Origin of the sequence: Limosilactobacillus sp. (genome assembly GCF_051873075.1) — a bacterium.
Classification (GTDB): domain Bacteria; phylum Bacillota; class Bacilli; order Lactobacillales; family Lactobacillaceae; genus Limosilactobacillus.
In genome coordinates this window covers 1-17,932 of record NZ_JBJEEM010000018.1, presented here as the reverse complement: position 1 = coordinate 17,932, position 17,932 = coordinate 1, and the positions used below count along the sequence as shown (strand labels likewise).

The window sequence follows — 17,932 nt, the reverse complement described above, 5'->3', positions numbered from 1 at the left end:
TTGGTCTAGCTAACTTTGTCATGTTTTTGAAACACAACAGTTAACTACTATAGTCCCCTCGTAACATAATTGCAACAGTTAGTTTCATTTTTAAAGTTTGAAATCGTTTACATTTTTTATAGATAAGACTATGCTAGACATTGTAAATAGTGTTTGTCTATTTTAAGGAAAGGAAGTTATCAATATGACTAAGGTTGCAATGGTTACTGGTGCTGGTCAGGGAATTGGCAAAGCCATCGCCAAACGGCTCGCTAACGCCGGCTTTGCGGTCAGCGTTGCGGACTTAAACAGCGACAACGCCCAACAGGTGGTCAAAGAGATCAAGGATGCCGGCGGTGACGCCCTAGCCGTGACCGTCAACGTTGCCGATCGTGGCCAAATGTTCTCCGCCGTTCAGCAGACGGCCGATCACTTCGGCAGCTTCGACGTCCTCGTCAACAACGCTGGCCTTGGTCCAGTTACCCGGATCAAGGACGTCACCCCGGAGATGTTTGACAAGGTCATGCACGTCAACGTCGCCGGTGACATGTGGGGAATCCAGGCGGCCCTCGAACAATTCGAAAAGAAGCCGCGCCAGGGTAAGGAAGTCATCGGCAAGATCATCAACGCCACCTCCCAAGCGGGGGTCCGGGGCAACAAGAATGAGCTCCTCTACTCCAGCACCAAGTTCGCGGTCCGGGGACTTACTCAAGTGGCCGCGCGGGACCTGGCTAAGCAGGGAATCACCGTTAACGCCTATGCTCCTGGGATTGTCGACACTCCAATGATGCGAAAAATTGCCGATGATCAAGGGCTGAAAATGAGCGACTACGAGTCATTGATTGCCCTGGACAAGCTTTCGGATCCCGACGATGTTGCCAAGGTCGTCGAATTCCTGGCCAGCGACAAGGCGGACTACATCACCGGTCAAACCATCCTGTGCGACGGCGGTATGCAATTCGAATAATGATCAGTCTTATAAGTAAAGAGGCGGGCCCATACACCTGCCTCTTTTATTTTTAAACCAAAAAATCTTCCCAAGTAGTGTCTGGGAAGATTAGTGAAGTTAGCATATTCAGTTATTAAATCAGACATTCACAGTCTTGCCGTACTCATTGTTGATTGTGTCAACAACGTCTTGGACCTTCATGTTGTCTTCAACAACCGTTTCGCCGTCCCGCAGCGTGTACGTTACGTCATCAGACAGGTTGCTGTAGTCAACATCGTTACCCTTAGCATCAACAAAATCAAACTTCGAGTTTTGGAAGTTCTTAAGAGCATCTTCATTAATTTCCATGATTATGCTTCCTTTCACTGTCTATTATAGCCCTTCTCCTAAACTGTGTATACTTTTTTATAATTTTCTTAATCATTAGTGACACAGTTTTCCGCAATCGACCAGGAAACAAATTCTCAGGGTCCAAGATTAATTTTAAATTAAGAATTGACAAACTAAAATGAGAATGCTTTAATAATAGCAACAAATCACGAAAGGAACGAATAATAATGATTCAATTCACATTAAACACAGCCAAGTATTATAACAACGCTGCTGATCGCAATTAATGTCTGCACTAATTAGGTGCGGGCAGAGACGTTCGCACCTAAGCAGGGTTGTGTTTAATTAACTTTTGCTAGGTGTCATCAATCTAGCAAAAGAGCCAAATTGGATCCTTTACCGCGCCAAAGCCAGCTAGATTGAGCAATGTCTCATTTCTAGCTGGCTTTTTCATTTACTATCAAGGAGGAAATTAACTATGAGCCTACTCAAAAAACATGACCGCCAGGAAGATCCCGTCCTGGGGTTCGGTGAAAGTCTCGTCGTCTTGATCATTATCCTGTGCATTCTCGGCTACTTGATTATCGTCAAGCAACAAGAGCCGCAAGCGCCATTATTCATCGCCTTTACCATCCTGGCCATCTACGGCCGGTTGCGGGGCTTCTCTTGGGACACCGTCATGGACGGCATGCGGAGTGGCCTGCGGGCCGGGGTCGATCCGCTGATCATCTTCCTCTCCATCGGGGTGCTGATCGCCACCTGGATCTTTTCCGGAACCATCCCCACCATTATGTACTTCGGTTTTAAGATCATTTCAGTGAAATTTTTCCTGCCAACCGTCTTCGTCGTCTGCACCCTGGTCGGGATCGCCTGCGGGAGTTCGTTCACAACCGTCTCCACGATGGGGATCGCCTTCATCGGGATCGGTGCCACTCTTAAGATCAATCCGGGACTGACCGCTGGAGTGATCGTCTCCGGGGCCTTCTGCGGATCCAACATCTCGCCGCTGTCCGGGACCACCAACCTCGCCGCCAGCGTCGGTAAGATCAGCATCTACGAACACATCAAGGCCCTGATGATCACCGACATCCCCGCCTGGGCCATCTGCGTCGTCCTCTACACCATCCTTGGTCTGAATTCTAAGAGTGTCAGCCTGGGCGCCGTCCACCAGATGATGCACGGTCTGGCCAACGGCTTCTGGATCTCCGGCTGGGCCCTCCTGCCGGTCCTCCTCCTGATCGTCTTGGCAATCCTGCAGGTTCCGGCCATCCCTTCCTTGGGCCTGGGTTCATTATTTGCCGCCCTGCTTGGCTGGATCCACGCACCGTCTACCAGCATCAGCACCATTACCAACACCATTATGACCGGCTTTGTCTCCCACACCGGTGACAAAACGATTGACACTCTCCTCTCCAAGGGGGGCATCGCCAGCATGCTGACCTCGCTAGCCCTGATCGTCTTCGCCCTGGCACTCGGTGGACTGCTGATCAAGTTCAACATCATCGGTGCCATCATCGACCATATTTCCGCGGCCATCCAAACGCCGGGGCGGCTGACCTTGGCGACCGCGATCACCTGCGTTGGGGTCAACCTGCTCGTCGGCGAACACTACCTCGCCATCATCCTGCCCGGCCAGTCCTTCCTCAAGTCATTCGACCAGCTGGGGCTCAAGCGGAAGTTCCTTACCCGGATTCTGAACGATGCCGGGGCCGCGGTCAACGCCATCATCCCGTGGAGTGTTTCCGGGGTCTTCATCGCGGGCGCCCTGCAGATCAACCCGCTGCAGTTCATCCCGTGGACTTTCTTCCCGTTCATCGTCACCATCCTGGCAGTGATCACCGGAATGTTCCTCAAGGCCCCGAAGCAAGCTAACCCCCAAGCCGTTCCAGCCTAAACAAGTAATCGCCTCCGCCCGCGGTCAAGTTGACCGTCTGCGGAGGCGATTTTTTCAATTTCGGTCAAAGCGTCGGCCCATGATGACGAGATCCCGTTGTACCCCATCGAGTTCGGCCACCCGCGGCAATTCTCCCCACTTTTGAAAGGCGAAGGCACGGAACAGGCGCAGGCTCGGCTCATTGTGGCCAAAGATGTACGCGACAATCGCCGTGATCTCCAGTTGTGGCAGCTGGGCAATGATGTATTCGAGGGCTCGACGACCAACACCTTGGTGCCGCGCCGTCTGGTCAATGTAGATGGCGATCTCACTGGTGTGGCCAAAGGCGGCCCGGCCATAGAACGGCTCCAGCCCCACCCAGCCGATGATAGCGCCAGCCGCATCCTTAATCACCCACAGCGGGTGGTGCTGGTCAAAGGAATCAAACCACGCCGTCCGGTCGGCCACCGTCACCGGGTCCAGGTCCGCCGTTGCCAAGCGGGAGGGGATAATCTGGTTATAAATCGTCACAATTTTAGGAAGGTCCTCCCGGTGGGCCCGAACAAAGCTCAACTTCATTGTAATCACTCCTCAGCAGTTAATACGTTCTATTATATGCATCCCCACCCATTCCAGCAGTAATCATAACCAAGAAAGCAAAATCGAAAGGAATCGGGGCGGCGGGCCTAACTTAGTTAACTGGTAAATCGACTTTGCCTAATATAAAGAAGCACCCATTATCTCCATGGATGCTTCTGCGTAAGTTATCAAAGCCGGCGTATTAGCGAGTCAAAATTTCGACATCCCAACCTTCCAACGTCGGCTGAGCAACCCGGTCAGTCAACATGTCACGGTACCCGCGGAACTTCAGGGGAAGCTCGCGCTGGTCATTACTCATGTTCAGCACGAAGTACAATTCCTGTCCACCCGGCGTGACCCGTTTGGTGATCTCCAGCTTGGTCGGCTGGCTCGTCAACGGTTTAATCTTGCTGGCGGCCACTGCCCGGTCGATTACCGGCCACAAGCCGTCATGATCCAGCCGGCTACCAACGTACCAGGCCAGCCCGCGACCATACTTGTTCTCGGTCACTGCCGGGGTCCCGGCATAGAATTCGTTAGCGTATTCGGCCAAGGGCTGGGCCCCTTCCAGGTGAATCAAGTCACAAATCAGGTGGCCCGGGTATTCCTGACCATCGAGACTAATCTTGGTCTGATGCCCCGGCACGACCGCATCGCTTTCCTCAACCCAGATTCCGGTGACGTCCTTCAACGGCCCTGGGTAGCCACCCGGATAGATGTTGTCGGACGGGCCAACCATCCCCGACATGAAGCTGGTCAGGAAGTGGCCGCCAGCAGCGACGTACTGCTCAATCTTCTTACCCAGACCGAGCTTAACCATGTAGAGGACTGGGGCCACGATCAAGTCGTACTGGCTGAAGTCGTCGTCAACGCTAATCACGTCCGTTGGGATGTTTCGGTCATAGAACTGCCGGTAGTAGTCCAAGATGATCGGCACGTATTGAAGTTCCTTGGTAATCCCATCGACGTACTCGAATGACCAGAAGTTGCTCCAGTCAAAGACGATCCCGACTTTGGCGTGCACATCAGACCCCTTGATCACTGGGCCGACGTGTTTAAGGTCATGTCCCAGTTGGGCAACCTCCTTGAAGGCTCGGGTATCGGTCCGGCCGGAATGAGCAATTACGGCGCTATGGAACTTTTCCGAGCCGCCGAGGGCCTGTTTCAGTTGGAAGAACTGGACGGTATCCGCCCCGTGGGCCACGGCCTGCAGCTCGGTGGCCCGCATCTGACCTGGTCGTTTGAGCGGACTGTACGGCTGCCAGTTGACCTGGGCCGGAGTCGATTCCATCAGCATGAACGGCTGGTGCTTCAGCGTCCGCATCAGGTCGTAGAGGAAGGCCGGCTGGTAGACCGGCATATCATAGGCCGGGTAGCTGTCGTAGGAAATGATGTCCTGTTCGTGGGCCCACTCTTGGTAGTCCACCAGCTTGTTCGGCAGGCTGTGGAAGTTGGTGGTCACCGGAATCATCGGGGCGTATTTTTCGATAATGCGCTTTTCCATCCTGAACAGGTCAAGCATGGCTGTAGACTGGAAGCGCAGGTAGTCGATCGACAGCCCCGCCACGATCGTCTCCGTGCCCTCGGGTCCCCAGGCATCCCCGAGTTCGTTTGGTACCACGATCTCGTCCCAATCATTGATGGTGTGGCTCCACACGTTCATGTTCCAGGCCTGATTGAGATTATCGAGGGTCTGATAACGGTCCTTCAGCCACTGACGAAAGGCCGCGGCGCAGTGGTCACAGTAGCAGTTGCCGCCGTACTCGTTATTGACGTGCCAGGCAACGATATGGGAATTATTGCCGTATCGCTTAGCCAACTGGGTGACCAGGTCGCTGGCGAGCCGCTGGTAGTTCGAACTGGTCGGGCAGAAGTTGTGCCGTTGACCGAAGACGTGTCGTCGGCCCTGATAGTCCACCCGGGCCACGTCTGGGTACTTCTTGAACATCCAGGCCGGCATAGCCGCGGTCGAGGTAGCCATCACAATGTCGAAGCCCGCCGCGGATAGTTCATCCACAATCTGGTCAAGCTTGGTAAAGTCATATTCACCCTCTCGCGGTTCCAGTAGTGCCCAGGAGAAAACGTTGATCGTGGCTGAGTTAATATCCGCCTGCTTGAAAATCTGAATGTCCTTGGTCCACGTCTCTGCCGGCCACTGTTCCGGATTATAGTCACCGCCGTAGAGAAAACGGGGAAGTTTCTTTTTATCCATGGCAATTGCCTCCCTTACTTAAATTTAACCGTTGTTACCTGATCACCATGCTTAACACCACTGCCGTAGTTGATCGGCGTGACGTCCTCGATCCGGTGTGGCTGAGTAAAGAAGCTGACCACCGTATCCTGGTAGCCGGTGTTTTGAATCAGCTGGCGGTCGAAGTCCAAGAGCAGGTCACCCTTCTTGACAGCCTGACCATCGGCGTAATGGCTGACGAAGCCCTCACCGCGCATGTTAACAGTGCCGACTCCGACGTGGACCAGCAGCTCCAGACCGTCATCGGAAACGATTCCGAAGGCATGACGAGTTCCAAAGGTGAAGCGAATCTTTCCATCAAACGGGGCATAGATGTGGTTGTTCGTTGGTTGAATGGCAAATCCCTTCCCAGGGAATGGCTTGCCATCTTGGTCGACGACTTCCTTCATCGGCACGAGTTTACCATCAACTGGTGCGCAGACCGTCACTTCCTTAACTTCAGCAGCCTTAGTAGCAGCGGCCTCGCCAGTAGCGGCACCATCATCCCCCGTTGCCAGCTTGTCCTTCAATTCTTCAACCACTTCTGCGTGCTTCTTCTCACTCAGGGTAACCTTCGTTAAGAAGACCACGATTGCCAGCAAGGCAAACACCAGTGGAATATAGAAGGCCATGCTATCGAAGGTCCGAATATCGTGAGCCGTCATGTCAGCAGCCGTGGCCGTCCCGGTCATCCCGGCAGCGATCGCGATGTAACCGACCAGCCCGTTTGAAATGGCCCCGGTCAGCTTATCGATCATTGGCCGAACCGCCAGGACCACGGCCTCGTTCCGTTGACCGTTCTTCAATTGCCCATATTCGATGGCATCGGTCAGCGTCAGGACCGTTACCAGCTGGGCAAAGTTGATGTTAAAGAGTACCAGCCCGAGGTCCATCATGAAGACGTTGGACCGGAAGAAGATAAAGATCACGTATGCCAACGACATTGAAACCTGGCCCGCAGTGAATAGCCACTTCCGCGGGATGAACTTGTTCAATACCGGGAAGAGTGGACTGGTGCAGAAACCGATGATGGTGGCAATTACCCCAACGATCCAGAATTCACCCGGCTTACCGATGACGAACTTGTACAGGTAGAAGAGCACCCCGTTAGTAATAACATACGCGCATGAGTACAGGAGGTATGCCAGACTTGGCCAGAGGATCTGGTCATTGTGGAAAATGGCGGAAAAGACTTCACGGATGGTCGTCTTGTCCTGGGCAGAGTTCCGAATGATGTTGTGCTTTTCCTTGGTTCCGAGGCAGACTGCCAAGGCACTCAGGAGGGCAACAATGGAAACGATCGCCGCAAAGGCAAACCAGCCGGCTGGGCCTTCCTTGTGCTGACCCGTCGCAAGGTAGGTAAAGAACGTTACCACCGGAACCACGATAATGGTCAAACCGTTCCAACCAATCGTCCCGGCAAAGGCACCTAGCGAGGTATAAACACCACGCTCTGCAGAGTCTTCACTCAATGCCGGCACCATGCCCCAATAAGAGACGTCCGAGAATGAATAGAAGACATCAAAGCCGATGAAGATGATCACGAACAGGATGGCAAAGAGCACCCAGTTGACCTTGGCCAGGCCGAAAATCCCGGTAAACAGGATCAGCAGCAAAACGACACTGACGATGTTCCCGATCATGATCCAGGGCTTGAACTTCCCCCACCGCGTCTTGGTATTATCAACGATGTTCCCTAAGAGCGGGTCGATCACCAGCTCAAGGATTCGGACTGCCACGATCAGTCCCGTAATCAAACCGATCAGCTTGTCGGCAACCGATTTTTCCAAACCATTAAACATACCCCCGGTAACGAAGATAATGAAGTAGGTACTCATTACCCCGTAAAATGCCGAGTGACCAACATTACCAAAACAGAAGGATGCCCGTGAGATCCACTGCTTGGCCGTTAACTTATGACCCTGTGCCATAAAACTGACCTCCTAAAAGCATTATCGCTAAAAACATGTAACCGTTTACAGTGAACAGTATAATTCTTTATGCCCCTTTAGTAAATAGTTTATCAAAATAAAGTAAATAATTTACTAAAGGGATTTAAAAAAGCGCGGCAGTTCGTGACCGCCACGCTAATGGAGTAATTAATTGGCAAAGCTCTTCCGCACTACCAGGTCGGTATTAACCGTCAGGTGGACGCGGGGCCGGTCTGGATGGACAATCAAGTCCCGAAGCAGTTGAATCGCCATCCGGCCAAGCGTCTCCTGGTTGATATTATATGAGGTCAGCGGCGGCGAAACATAACGTGCCACCTCGCTGTTGTTAATGCTGATCACGGCCGTATCCCGGGGAACGATCACCCCGGCTTCGTTGAACGCCTGCAGGACCCCGACACTCAGGGTATCGGAAGCGACAACAAAGGCATCCGGCAGATGGTCGGCACACACAGCCAGTGCCTTCTTCCCCAGGCCATAACCATTCTCGATGTTGAAGGGGCCGCCCACAAACATCGGGGCCTCGGTAATCTCAGCGTTGACGCTGGTGAATTCCCGGAAGGCCATCTCCCGAATATCCGGTTGCTGGACCTGGTCAAAATTAAGCCCCGTCCCGCCGATGAAGCCAATCCGGTGTTTGCCCGCCGCCGTGAGCCGCTGGAGAGCATCCCTGATCGTCAACGTCAGATTGGGCCGCACGGAATCAAATAGTTCGGGATCCGGATTGATATCAATAAAGACCCCGTTGGGCAGGGCCGCATGCAGGCCGGCCAGCTTCTGATGCGTCAGCCGGTGTGGGCCCACCCCGATGAATCCCTGAAACTCCGTGGCGCGTTTCACCAGGTCGGCGATGTGCTCGAAGACCTCCACCTGCATCCCCGCCTGCTTAATCACCTTCAGCAGGGCATCCTTCAGTGAGGAAAAGTACTCATCCTGAAGTTGTTCCTTGATGTCAACACGGTACAGGAGGGCAATGTTCGGCCGAATCGTATCCTGCTTGCGGTGGTCGTTCCAGTAGCCCAGCTCCTCAGCAGCGGCCATGATCCGGCTCCGCGTATTGGGCGTAATCGACAGGTTAGGATCATTATTCAGTAAACGTGACACCGTCGCTGGTGAAAATCCTGACTTCTCCGCAATTTCCTTGATTGTTGCCATGCCACATCCCTTTTCTTTCAGTAATTATTGCGGGAATTTCCCGCTACCATTTCTTATTCTATCACGGTCCCGTTGGAAATTGGCCATAAGTCTTTCGCCGGTGATGGTCAAAGGAGGTGGCTTGCCTTACCGCTTCACAAAATATATTATTATCAGTGATAAGCGACGACCGTTTTACATAGGGGGGCAAAGCAGATGATCCACAACATTCAGACCGTTTCCAACTATATTGAAGAAATCGAAAAACTCATCAACAACAAGGGCCATAACTACTACTTCCGGGGACAAGACGACGCCTTCTCTAACACCCTGCCGGCGATCTTCCGGAGCCGCAAGCTGCTTGACAATGAAGACAACCTGTTCAACGACTTCCTGATGGCCGACCCCCAGCTCTTCGAGAAGTGCCGGACCAACTTCGAACGGATGGCCCTGATGGAACACTACCACCTGCCGACCCGCCTGCTCGACGTCAGCACCAACCCGCTGATCGCTCTCTTCTTCGCGGTCAAGGGCGGTCAGGGCAATGGCGAGGTCTACGTCTACAAGGACCGGCCAAACCGGGACAAGCTGGCGGCAATGCTGAAGCAGCAGGGCTGGCCCAACCTGATCGCCGAATACCAGTTCAAAACCGGGCTGGCCAACCACAACTACTTCAAGAAGAACGCCTTTTCTAACGAGATGCAGCTTGAGTCCTCACTGGCCCGGCAGTCAATGGCCGACAAGAGTGCTTTCTTCCAGACCATCAAGAAGTTCTACCAGCGGGACAACACCTACATCGCCCAGCAGCATCGTCTCTGGAGCGATGACTACCTGAACTACTTCGAACACGAGGAGTCCGACTACTTCGCCAGCTTCAAACGGGACCTCCAGACAATCCCCTTCCTCCGCCTGTTTGAGGAGGCTAAGCGCGACATCCCCAGCTTCGCCAATAAGCTGAATCCACTGGAGCTGATCGTGCCTAAGATCGTCACGATCAAGCGGATGAGCCGGCGAATGGAAAACCAGCAGGGGCTCTTCCTCTTCGTGCCTTTCATCGGCGACGAATACGACCAGTCCGTCGACATCGTCTATCCCGAGGTCGAACGGCGGGCCCAAGCAGCAATCGATGTCCTCAGTCTTTACAATCCAGATAATCCAGACGAGAAGGAAAAATACATCATCCCCGCACAGTACAAGCGGTCGATCCTCGATGAGCTGGCCAAGCTTGGGATTGATTACAGCTTCATCTACCCTGAGGACCATGCCAAGAAGGCCGAGATGATCAAGGACCGTTATCTGGGGCTTTAACGTCCGCACTGCTTTGCTGTCGACCTGCAATCACAGGAATGTAAAGCAACACTCCCCTTTGGCCAGTTGTGTATGTAAGTAATTAGCCTAATTTAAACGTAAGAGACGAGCTAACAACAATTTGCTATCTCGTCTCTTTTTATGGGCTGACACCATTTACTGAGCATTAGTTACTTGAAGTCCACCATCAACGACGTACTCGCAACCATTACAGAATTTCGCATCCGCGGAGCCTAAGAAGGTGGCCATCTTCCCGATGTCGGCTGGATCCCCCAATAGGTTAGCTTTCTCCATGTGCTCACGGGCAGCGGGCGCCATGCTCTTCTTCAGCAATGGAGTACCGATAACGCCCGGATTGACGATGTTTACGCGGACCGGGTAATGGTGGTCATGACAGTAGCCGGCCGCATCCTTACTGAGCATCACGACACCAGCCTTAGCTGCTCCGTAGGCAATCGTAACGGCGCTAGGCATATGGGCACCCACGGAAGCAATGTTAATGATTGCGCCGCCGTGTTCTTTCATGTTAATCACACCATAGTGGGTCCCTAGCATTACCCCATCCAAATCAACCGCCAAGACCTTGTGCCAGTCGTCCAATGTAATATGCTCAATATCGTTAATCGGCCCGATCCCAGCATTATTTACCAAGATGTCTACCTTACCAAACTCCTTGGTGACGTCTTCAAATAAATTTTGCCATTGTTCATCACTAGTTACATCTAAGTGATGGAATGAGACGCCCGGCTGGCCTTCTCCAGCGTCTTGAATATCAGCGATGATTACTTTGGCCCCGGCCTTTAGGAACTCATTAACAATTCCCTGGCCGATTCCGTTTGCACCACCAGTAACAATCGCGACCTTACCCGTTAATTGAGTCATTGTTCGTTCCTCCTTACTAAGTTTCTACAACTAAAGTGTAAGCGGTATTTTGGTATAATGGCTATGAACAGTTTTAACAATACCGGTTAATAGATAGACAAAATGTGAAAGTGTGTTGATATAAGTGGAAAATCGTCGTTCAAGGTTAACAAGATTGCTTTTTCAAGAGGCCCTCGAACGTGAACTAGCTAGTCATTCATTGGCGGACATCTCAGTAAGAAGTCTTTGCCGGCAAGCTGACCTGAATCGCTCAACCTTCTATCTTCATTACCGCAGCATCAATGATTTAATTGATGAAACGGCGGATGAATTAGTTTGCCACTTCCCATTTGCGGATAAATATGGCATTACTAACCGCAACGAAATCATTGCTGCGATCAGGTATTTACGTCACCATCAGCGGCTGTTCCTTCAGTTCAGCCGGAGCGGCTTACTTATGCCCAAACTTTTTGCAATCATTGCACAGAAATACACTAGCCACAAGCTCTGGCCGCAAAATACGGCGATAGATAATCAACGTTTTCAAGCAGTAACGCATTACGTAGTTTCCGGGACCAACAGCCTAGTTACGTATTGGCTTTCAGTGCCTAATCAGCTTTCGATAGAAGAAGTCGCGACCCTCATTACCCAACTACAAATTAGGGCAAGGGGTGAAATCACCGCCGAGCATTCTGATTGATCAGCGGAGCAAAAGATTTCGATTTTGACGTTGTTTACCAGCATAGATGCTTTTTGACCAACATTAAATGCCCGTCAAATTTACAGATGTCTCCTATTTCATCCGTAAGCTTGGCGGGCATTATCACCATCGCGGTGTATTAGTTATTTTATTGGTACGGATTAAAGTGGTCGAAGTGGCTCATGTCGGGATCGGGCCTGAAGGGCTGCTGGTAGACGTACTCAAATAGCTTCTGGTACTGGTAGTACAGCTGCTGTTCGTTTTTATTCGGCGCCGGCTCGTAGTAATGCCGGCCGATCAGGTCCGCTGGCAGGTAGGGCTGTTTGGCGACCTTCTTGGGTTCAGCAAACATGTTCTTCATCAAGCCCGCCCCGCGCAGCTTATCCGCGCCCTTATAGTGAGAATCGCGCAGGTAGGCGGGCATCGGGTGCTGACTCGCGTTCTTCGCGTCCCGGGCAGCCCGCCGGTAGGCCTGCATCACCGAATCGGACCGCGGACTGATCGCCAGCATCATCGTTGCCATCGCCACGTGGGTACTGGCCCGGGGCAGGCCAATCTCCAGGGCGGTGTTGGCCAGGGTAATCACCTGGGCAGTCCGGGCCGGATCAGCCAGTCCCAGGTCGAGGGCACTCATGTCCTTCAGACTCCGCACGACCGATTCCAGGTCCCCCGCCTCCAGCAGGACGGCCAGGTAGTACAGGGCCGCATCCGCGTCGGACCCCTCCACTGAATCCCGCCAGGCCGACAGGTAATCATAATGCTGGGTGGCGTCCTTGTCGTAGGCCAGGTGCTGCTGGCGGCTGAAATTCTTCACCTGGTCAAGGGTCAGGTCGTTCTGGTACATGGCGTGCAGGGTATCCAGGACGTTCAGCGCGGTGCGGACATCCCCGTTGCCGGCGTTGGCGATCATGTGGGCAATGTCGGCCGGAATCTGGTAATCAAAGACCTGGTGGGCCGCCCGCTCCACCATCTGCTGGATATCCGCCGTCTTCAACGGGTGAAACTCGAAGATTTGACAGCGGGAGCGAATCGCCGGGACCAGCGACATGATCGGGTTCTCGGTCGTGGCCCCGATCAAGAGGACGTGGCCATTTTCCAGGTAGGGCAATAGGAAGTCCTGGAGGGGCTTGGTCAGCCGGTGAATTTCATCCAGCAGGAGGACAAACGACTCCCGGGGATGCTGGTCGATTAGCTTGGTCAGCTGGGACTTATTCTCAATGCTGGCGTTGAACTGCTCAAAGGGATAGTGAAGTTCGTTGGCAATCACGTGGGCCAGCGTGGTCTTCCCCGTCCCCGGCGGTCCCCACAGGATGAGCGGGATCGGGATGTGGCGGGCGATGATCTGGTGCAACGGTTTGCCCGGGGCCAACAGGTGCTCCTGTCCTACCATCTCGGCGAGGGTTTGCGGCCGCATCCGGTCCGCCAACGGTTGTTTGAATGGATTGCTGTTGTTTGCGCTGGCGAATAGCGAAAGATCCTTATGCATGGTGCGCTCCTTTCGACCAAATTAACCTCCTAGGCCGCAACCTGGGAGGCACTTTTTAATTTAACACGATCACCTTGCCAAAGCTCTGTTTGCTCTCAAGGAAGGCGTGGGCTTGCGGAACTTCCGCCAGGGAAAAGATCTTGGTCGGCTTGACGGTCACGTGCTTTTCCTCGATCAGTCTCAGCATGGCATTCAGCTTCTCGTCATCGACGTTGCCCGAGTAGAAGCTGGTGAGGTAGGCGTTCGGGGCAAGGTCCATGATGGGATCAAACTTCGGCAGGTACCACTGGTTGCCCAGCTGACCGGTGCTGCAGACGATCCCGCCCGCGGCAACGTGTTTGAAGGTGTCCTTGGTAGTTGCCGGGCCGATTAGCTCCAGCGCCTTGGTGAATCTCTGATCCGTCTGTAATACGCCTGCGCGGTCCTCAATGACCGCATCGAAACCCTGGGCAAGCAGCAGGTCGCGCTTAGCCAGACTTCGGGTCGTCCCGGCAACCTGGATTCCCGGGTAGCAGGCTTTGACCAGGTTGACGAAGGCCACGCCAACCCCGCTGGTGGCGCCACGGACCAGGACGCGGTCGCTGGGAGTCAGGCGCAGGTTCTTCAGCGAGCCATAGGCCGTGTAGTAGGTCTCTGGCGCGGTCGCCAGCGTCATCCAGTCTAGACCGGTGGTTACCGGGTAGATCTGGTCGTTGGGCAGAAGAGTGTACTCGGCGTAGGAGCCGTCAAAGGCCCGGCCCATCTCACCCATGATCGAAACCACCCGTTGCCCTGTGGGAAGGCGATGCGGATCCGTGGTGTCGGCAATGACCCCCACACATTCAATGCCCAGGATCCGGGGAAACTTCACGGTCGGTGAGAGGCCCTTTCGGGTAAAGATTTCAGAATGGTTGATCCCGAAGCCCTTGATTTTGACCAGCGACCAGCCCGGTTTGGTCGTTGGCGTCGGAACGTCTTGGTAAATGAGCTTCTCCGGGCCACCTGGTTCATTAATCACAACTGCTTTCATCCGCTACTCCTCCTCTCCCTTAACAATCCGTAACTATATTAGTTACATATTATTGGATTCAAGATTACTTTTCTCAGTCATAATTATGCATTTGAATAACTGCGATAGTTAGTGTTCATTATTAATTGTAACATATTATATTACATTTAGTGATAGAAAGAACCGGCATCAAGCATTTATAGTTCGAATGCTTGATGCCGGTACTTCCTACTAATTAGCCGATGTAGCATATCGAGCTCTACGGAAATCTTAGGAATCGCAATATTGACAAGCACGGTATCCAGCGACGTCGTGAAGGTAAGCAGGCCGACCGCCAGCAATAAGCCGCCCCGACGGAAAAGGATTTGACGTTCAGAATGTCCACCATCTTATCCCGGCTTTTCGCCAAACCTAAGTGTAGCAACGCACTGGTTATCCAGTTATCGACAATTTGTCGCATTTCTTCAGCTTTGCCGGGGATAGCGGACCAAGAAGCCAGCGCTGGCAAGAAGTGTGCTTCAAATGTTAAAGCCATTTATTTATGTTAAATTGAGCAACTAACTCAACCGTCAGTACCTCAATTTTATGCTCAGTAAGTAATCGATATTCGCTGTTTAATTACTTTTCCTCTTAACTTGATGTTTCTTCAAATATTCCGCCACTTTTAACATGACTTCTTCTGAATCCGGAGAGTTGGTAACAGTTAAAACAACCCTACCGGCCTCAATTCCTTCAAAATGAAGTTTAATTCCATTAAGAATCAAGAATATCTTTGCAGCTTCTAAGGCCGTTCGCTTGTTTCCATCAGCAAAAACATGCTTCTTCGTAATCTTCTGTAGATAGTAAGCTGCTTTGAGCCAAACCGTTGGATAGGCCTCACGCCCAAAGAACACCTGTTTTGGTGATTCAACGACACTGTTTAATCCATTATGATCTAATACCCCGATTGAACCTTCACCAGCTCGCAGAATTATTCGCCGATTAATCTCAATTAGCTCTTCCTCAGTCAGGTATTCCATGTTTACTTATCCTTTAGGAAATCTAATACTGCTTGGTCTTCATCCAAGCTTTTATCTAAAATATCAGAAAAATGATCATGGAATTTCTTATCGGTATTGGCAGCCTTAATAACAACACTGCCATCGTGAGAATTAAATGTTACATTGACTTTATCATCAACTTTTAGCCCTGCAGCTTCCATAACATCCTTACTAATTCGTACGGCACTCGAATTGCCGGACTTAAAGATTTTGGTCGGTGACTTAATAACCATTATTAAAACCCCTTCCTCTTTGTATATACATTTGTGGTTATAGTATATACCAGAGTCCGTTCATATTACCACGCTTAACATCATCGTTTTCTAAAGGCCGCAGCAATTGATATCAAAGGATTCTATCACGAACATAATCAAGACATACAAAAGAACCCTCTAACGATAACCACCAGTTAATTGTTAGAGGGTTCTTTATATAGTGCTGACTAGAGGATTCGAACCTCCGACCTCATCATTACTAATGACGTGCTCTGCCAACTGAGCTAAGTCAGCATTTAACCAACAAATAGTAGTATAGCAGATCACGTTTAAAATTGAAAGAGGAAAATTAAATTAATTCGCCAAATTAAACAACAGCTGAGGAAAAACTGCCATTCACAAAAGCATTCAATCACTCCTCAATATTCAGCTGGCCGCTGGAATAGAGCACTGCCTTACCGGCAAGGGTGGTCTCTTGCCCACGGTAGTCACAGTATAGAACACCGCCCCGCTTTGACGCCTGGTAGGCAACCAGGTGGGTCTGGCCGAGCTTCCGCGCCCAGTACGGAACGATGTGGCAATGGCCGCTCCCGCAAACCGGGTCCTCGGTGACAGATAGCTTAGGAGCAAACGACCGGGACACACAATCAAACTCTTGTCCTCGGGCTGTGGCGTGTTGCAGGAGCCCGGGCAGGTTGGCCAACTGGGCTTGGTCGGGGGTCATCTTTTCGACCTCTTCGGCGTCATCAAAGACACACAGGAGGTCCCGCCCCAGGTAGGCTTCCTGCGGCCGGGCGCCAAACGCGGCGGTCATCGCCGGCGTTACCGGGATTTGCTTCAGGTCATAGGACGGGAAATTCATCTCGTACAGGTCCCCGTTCTTGGTAACGGTGAGGTCCCCGCTCATGGTCGTCGTAAAGGTCAGCGTTGCGGTGTGTTGCGGGGCCGCGGTTTGGAAGATCACGAAGGCCGTCGCCAATGTTGCGTGCCCGCACAGGTCGATCTCACCACCCGGCGTGAACCAGCGTAACAGATAGTGGTCCGGGGCCTGGCGGATGGTGAAGGCCGTCTCGGAAAAGCGGTTTTCCAGCGCAACCTTCTTCATCGTTTCCTCACTTGGCCACCTATCGACAAAACAGATTGCCGCGGGGTTGCCCTTAAACAACTGGTCGGTGAAGGCGTCTGCAATATCCATCTTAATCATTCGGATCATCCCTTTGTTAAATCAGATTAATCACATTATAATCAGCCAACTTTCATTAGGGAAACGAATAATTTTAATAGTAACATTAGGAAAATTAATACTACTCCTAGGGTAACCGGTCGGCCATTGCCTGGATCTCGTCGACAAAGAATTGACTCGCCAGGGAGAGTTCCTGGCGCTTCACGAAGGCCACGCCAATTTCCCGGGTCACCCGTGGTTCCAGCGGCCGCCGCACCAGCTTAAATGGCATCCGTAAGAGGACGAGGTTGGCCAAAATACTGATCCCCAGCCCGGCCTCCACCATGGTCATGATCGCGTAATCATCGTGAATCCGGTATTCCACCTTGGGCTCGATCCCCGCGGCCGCAAAGGCGTTCAGGGGTTCGCTATAGGTCCCCTCCTCCAGCAAAATGATCGGTTCGCCGGCCAGCTGGCTAATCGGCAGCGGCTGACCAGGGTGCTGGGCTAACGGGTGGTCGACGGGGAGGATTGCCTGCATTTCCCCTTGCTTGATGGGGATGATCTCCAGGCCGGTCGTCATCGCCGGGGTCGTAAAGCCGATATCAATTGCGCCGTTCTTGAGCCAGGTGGCGATGGAATTGTAGTCCCCCTGATACATGACAAATTCCACCCCCGGATACTTCTTCTTAAACGCCTTGATCAACATTGGTAGCCAGTGACAGGTGATGCTGGAAATCGTGCCGATTCGAATAACATCCTTATTCAGCCCCTTGATCTCATTGGCCTTCGCCTCAACACGCTGAAACTGGTGAATGCTTTTCAGGATTACCGGATAAATCTTTCGCCCCTCGGCCGTCAGATGGATGCCGTTGTGGGAACGGATAAGCAGCTTGAGCCCCAGCTCTTCCTCCAGGGCCGCGATCATCTGGCTGACCGACGACTGGGTGTACCCTAGCTCAGCGGCCGCCTTCGTGAAGCTCCCCGTCTCCACCACCTTTTGAAAAGCAATGTAGCGATTCACAATCATCCCTCCCTTTGAACCTTATTTTAATATGAAAATAATAAGAAACCGACCAAGACTTTGCTGAAAATGGCACTATTGCCTGTCAAGTATACAGTTCAAATAGAAAAATTATTTATGCGGCT

At 52.2% G+C, this 17,932-nt stretch carries 16 protein-coding genes and 1 tRNA gene; 4 read left to right on the top strand and 13 right to left on the bottom strand.

Annotated elements, in window-relative coordinates:
• The first annotated feature begins 184 nt into the window (after positions 1–184).
• Positions 185–946 carry an acetoin reductase gene (locus ACI31J_RS02615; protein ID WP_439772894.1) on the top strand — a complete coding sequence of 254 codons (762 nt, stop codon included), beginning with the start codon at positions 185–187 and terminating at the stop codon, positions 944–946.
• Between the two features lie 120 nt (positions 947–1,066).
• On the opposite strand, the gene ACI31J_RS02610 is transcribed toward ACI31J_RS02615, so the two are convergent.
• On the bottom strand, positions 1,067–1,276 hold the full coding sequence (locus ACI31J_RS02610; protein WP_439772893.1) for a hypothetical protein: 210 nt from the start codon (positions 1,274–1,276) through the stop codon (positions 1,067–1,069).
• Between the two features lie 460 nt (positions 1,277–1,736).
• Here ACI31J_RS02610 and ACI31J_RS02605 point away from each other — a divergent pair, with 460 nt between their 5' ends.
• A complete protein-coding gene (locus ACI31J_RS02605; RefSeq protein WP_439772892.1) occupies positions 1,737–3,152 on the top strand; it encodes a Na+/H+ antiporter NhaC family protein in 1,416 nt (471 codons plus the stop codon).
• 54 nt (positions 3,153–3,206) lie between these two features.
• On the opposite strand, the gene ACI31J_RS02600 is transcribed toward ACI31J_RS02605, so the two are convergent.
• From ACI31J_RS02600 to ACI31J_RS02585, 4 genes are all read right to left on the bottom strand, one after another.
• A complete protein-coding gene (locus ACI31J_RS02600; RefSeq protein ID WP_439772891.1) occupies positions 3,207–3,710 on the bottom strand; it encodes a GNAT family N-acetyltransferase in 504 nt (167 codons plus the stop codon).
• A gap of 202 nt (positions 3,711–3,912) precedes the next feature.
• Entirely contained in the window at positions 3,913–5,922 is a 2,010-nt protein-coding gene (locus ACI31J_RS02595) for a beta-galactosidase (RefSeq protein WP_439772890.1), read from the bottom strand.
• A 14-nt stretch (positions 5,923–5,936) separates the two neighbouring features.
• Positions 5,937–7,871 (bottom strand): glycoside-pentoside-hexuronide (GPH):cation symporter, encoded by a 1,935-nt coding sequence (locus ACI31J_RS02590; protein WP_439772889.1) that lies wholly within the window; start codon positions 7,869–7,871, stop codon positions 5,937–5,939.
• A 168-nt stretch (positions 7,872–8,039) separates the two neighbouring features.
• Positions 8,040–9,044, bottom strand: a complete 1,005-nt coding sequence (locus ACI31J_RS02585; protein ID WP_439772888.1) for a LacI family DNA-binding transcriptional regulator — start codon at positions 9,042–9,044, stop codon at positions 8,040–8,042.
• Positions 9,045–9,239: 195 nt separating this feature from the next.
• Between ACI31J_RS02585 and ACI31J_RS02580 the strand changes: the two genes are divergently transcribed.
• A complete protein-coding gene (locus tag ACI31J_RS02580; RefSeq protein ID WP_439772887.1) occupies positions 9,240–10,331 on the top strand; it encodes an FRG domain-containing protein in 1,092 nt (363 codons plus the stop codon).
• 156 nt (positions 10,332–10,487) lie between these two features.
• On the opposite strand, the gene ACI31J_RS02575 is transcribed toward ACI31J_RS02580, so the two are convergent.
• Positions 10,488–11,213, bottom strand: a complete 726-nt coding sequence (locus ACI31J_RS02575; RefSeq protein WP_439772886.1) for an SDR family NAD(P)-dependent oxidoreductase — start codon at positions 11,211–11,213, stop codon at positions 10,488–10,490.
• Between the two features lie 124 nt (positions 11,214–11,337).
• On the opposite strand from ACI31J_RS02575, the gene ACI31J_RS02570 reads away from it, so the two are divergent.
• A complete protein-coding gene (locus tag ACI31J_RS02570) occupies positions 11,338–11,892 on the top strand; it encodes a TetR/AcrR family transcriptional regulator (protein WP_439772885.1) in 555 nt (184 codons plus the stop codon).
• 148 nt (positions 11,893–12,040) lie between these two features.
• Here the strand turns inward: ACI31J_RS02570 and ACI31J_RS02565 are convergent, their stop codons facing one another.
• From ACI31J_RS02565 to ACI31J_RS02535, 7 genes are all read right to left on the bottom strand, one after another.
• The gene (locus ACI31J_RS02565; protein ID WP_439772884.1) at positions 12,041–13,378 is read right to left on the bottom strand and encodes a replication-associated recombination protein A; all 1,338 of its coding nucleotides are present in this window, start codon (positions 13,376–13,378) and stop codon (positions 12,041–12,043) included.
• Positions 13,379–13,433: 55 nt separating this feature from the next.
• On the bottom strand, positions 13,434–14,387 hold the full coding sequence (locus tag ACI31J_RS02560) for a zinc-binding alcohol dehydrogenase family protein (protein ID WP_439772883.1): 954 nt from the start codon (positions 14,385–14,387) through the stop codon (positions 13,434–13,436).
• Positions 14,388–14,980: 593 nt separating this feature from the next.
• Positions 14,981–15,385 carry a type II toxin-antitoxin system death-on-curing family toxin gene (locus ACI31J_RS02555; RefSeq protein ID WP_439772882.1) on the bottom strand — a complete coding sequence of 135 codons (405 nt, stop codon included), beginning with the start codon at positions 15,383–15,385 and terminating at the stop codon, positions 14,981–14,983.
• Between the two features lie 2 nt (positions 15,386–15,387).
• A complete protein-coding gene (locus tag ACI31J_RS02550; protein ID WP_439772881.1) occupies positions 15,388–15,639 on the bottom strand; it encodes an AbrB/MazE/SpoVT family DNA-binding domain-containing protein in 252 nt (83 codons plus the stop codon).
• A 203-nt stretch (positions 15,640–15,842) separates the two neighbouring features.
• Positions 15,843–15,915: transfer RNA gene (locus ACI31J_RS02545), tRNA-Thr, on the bottom strand.
• A 118-nt stretch (positions 15,916–16,033) separates the two neighbouring features.
• A complete protein-coding gene (locus tag ACI31J_RS02540) occupies positions 16,034–16,825 on the bottom strand; it encodes a PhzF family phenazine biosynthesis protein (RefSeq protein WP_439772880.1) in 792 nt (263 codons plus the stop codon).
• A gap of 106 nt (positions 16,826–16,931) precedes the next feature.
• Positions 16,932–17,813: a LysR family transcriptional regulator gene (locus ACI31J_RS02535; protein WP_439772879.1), complete on the bottom strand. Its 882-nt coding sequence runs from the start codon at positions 17,811–17,813 to the stop codon at positions 16,932–16,934.
• Positions 17,814–17,932 lie beyond the last annotated feature (119 nt).

Bases quoted from the DNA above. Each gene is read 5' to 3' on its own strand.
- ACI31J_RS02600 (WP_439772891.1), bottom strand. From the start codon at position 3,710: ATGAAGTTGAGCTTTGTTCGGGCCCACCGGGAGGACCTTCCTAAAATT.
- ACI31J_RS02565 (WP_439772884.1), bottom strand. From the start codon at position 13,378: ATGCATAAGGATCTTTCGCTATTCGCCAGCGCAAACAACAGCAATCCA.
- ACI31J_RS02535 (WP_439772879.1), bottom strand. From the start codon at position 17,813: ATGATTGTGAATCGCTACATTGCTTTTCAAAAGGTGGTGGAGACGGGG.
- ACI31J_RS02595 (WP_439772890.1), bottom strand. From the start codon at position 5,922: ATGGATAAAAAGAAACTTCCCCGTTTTCTCTACGGCGGTGACTATAAT.
- ACI31J_RS02540 (WP_439772880.1), bottom strand. From the start codon at position 16,825: ATGATTAAGATGGATATTGCAGACGCCTTCACCGACCAGTTGTTTAAG.
- ACI31J_RS02560 (WP_439772883.1), bottom strand. From the start codon at position 14,387: ATGAAAGCAGTTGTGATTAATGAACCAGGTGGCCCGGAGAAGCTCATT.
- ACI31J_RS02605 (WP_439772892.1), top strand. From the start codon at position 1,737: ATGAGCCTACTCAAAAAACATGACCGCCAGGAAGATCCCGTCCTGGGG.
- ACI31J_RS02555 (WP_439772882.1), bottom strand. From the start codon at position 15,385: ATGGAATACCTGACTGAGGAAGAGCTAATTGAGATTAATCGGCGAATA.
- ACI31J_RS02590 (WP_439772889.1), bottom strand. From the start codon at position 7,871: ATGGCACAGGGTCATAAGTTAACGGCCAAGCAGTGGATCTCACGGGCA.
- ACI31J_RS02550 (WP_439772881.1), bottom strand. From the start codon at position 15,639: ATGGTTATTAAGTCACCGACCAAAATCTTTAAGTCCGGCAATTCGAGT.
- ACI31J_RS02610 (WP_439772893.1), bottom strand. From the start codon at position 1,276: ATGGAAATTAATGAAGATGCTCTTAAGAACTTCCAAAACTCGAAGTTT.
- ACI31J_RS02575 (WP_439772886.1), bottom strand. From the start codon at position 11,213: ATGACTCAATTAACGGGTAAGGTCGCGATTGTTACTGGTGGTGCAAAC.
- ACI31J_RS02615 (WP_439772894.1), top strand. From the start codon at position 185: ATGACTAAGGTTGCAATGGTTACTGGTGCTGGTCAGGGAATTGGCAAA.
- ACI31J_RS02585 (WP_439772888.1), bottom strand. From the start codon at position 9,044: ATGGCAACAATCAAGGAAATTGCGGAGAAGTCAGGATTTTCACCAGCG.
- ACI31J_RS02580 (WP_439772887.1), top strand. From the start codon at position 9,240: ATGATCCACAACATTCAGACCGTTTCCAACTATATTGAAGAAATCGAA.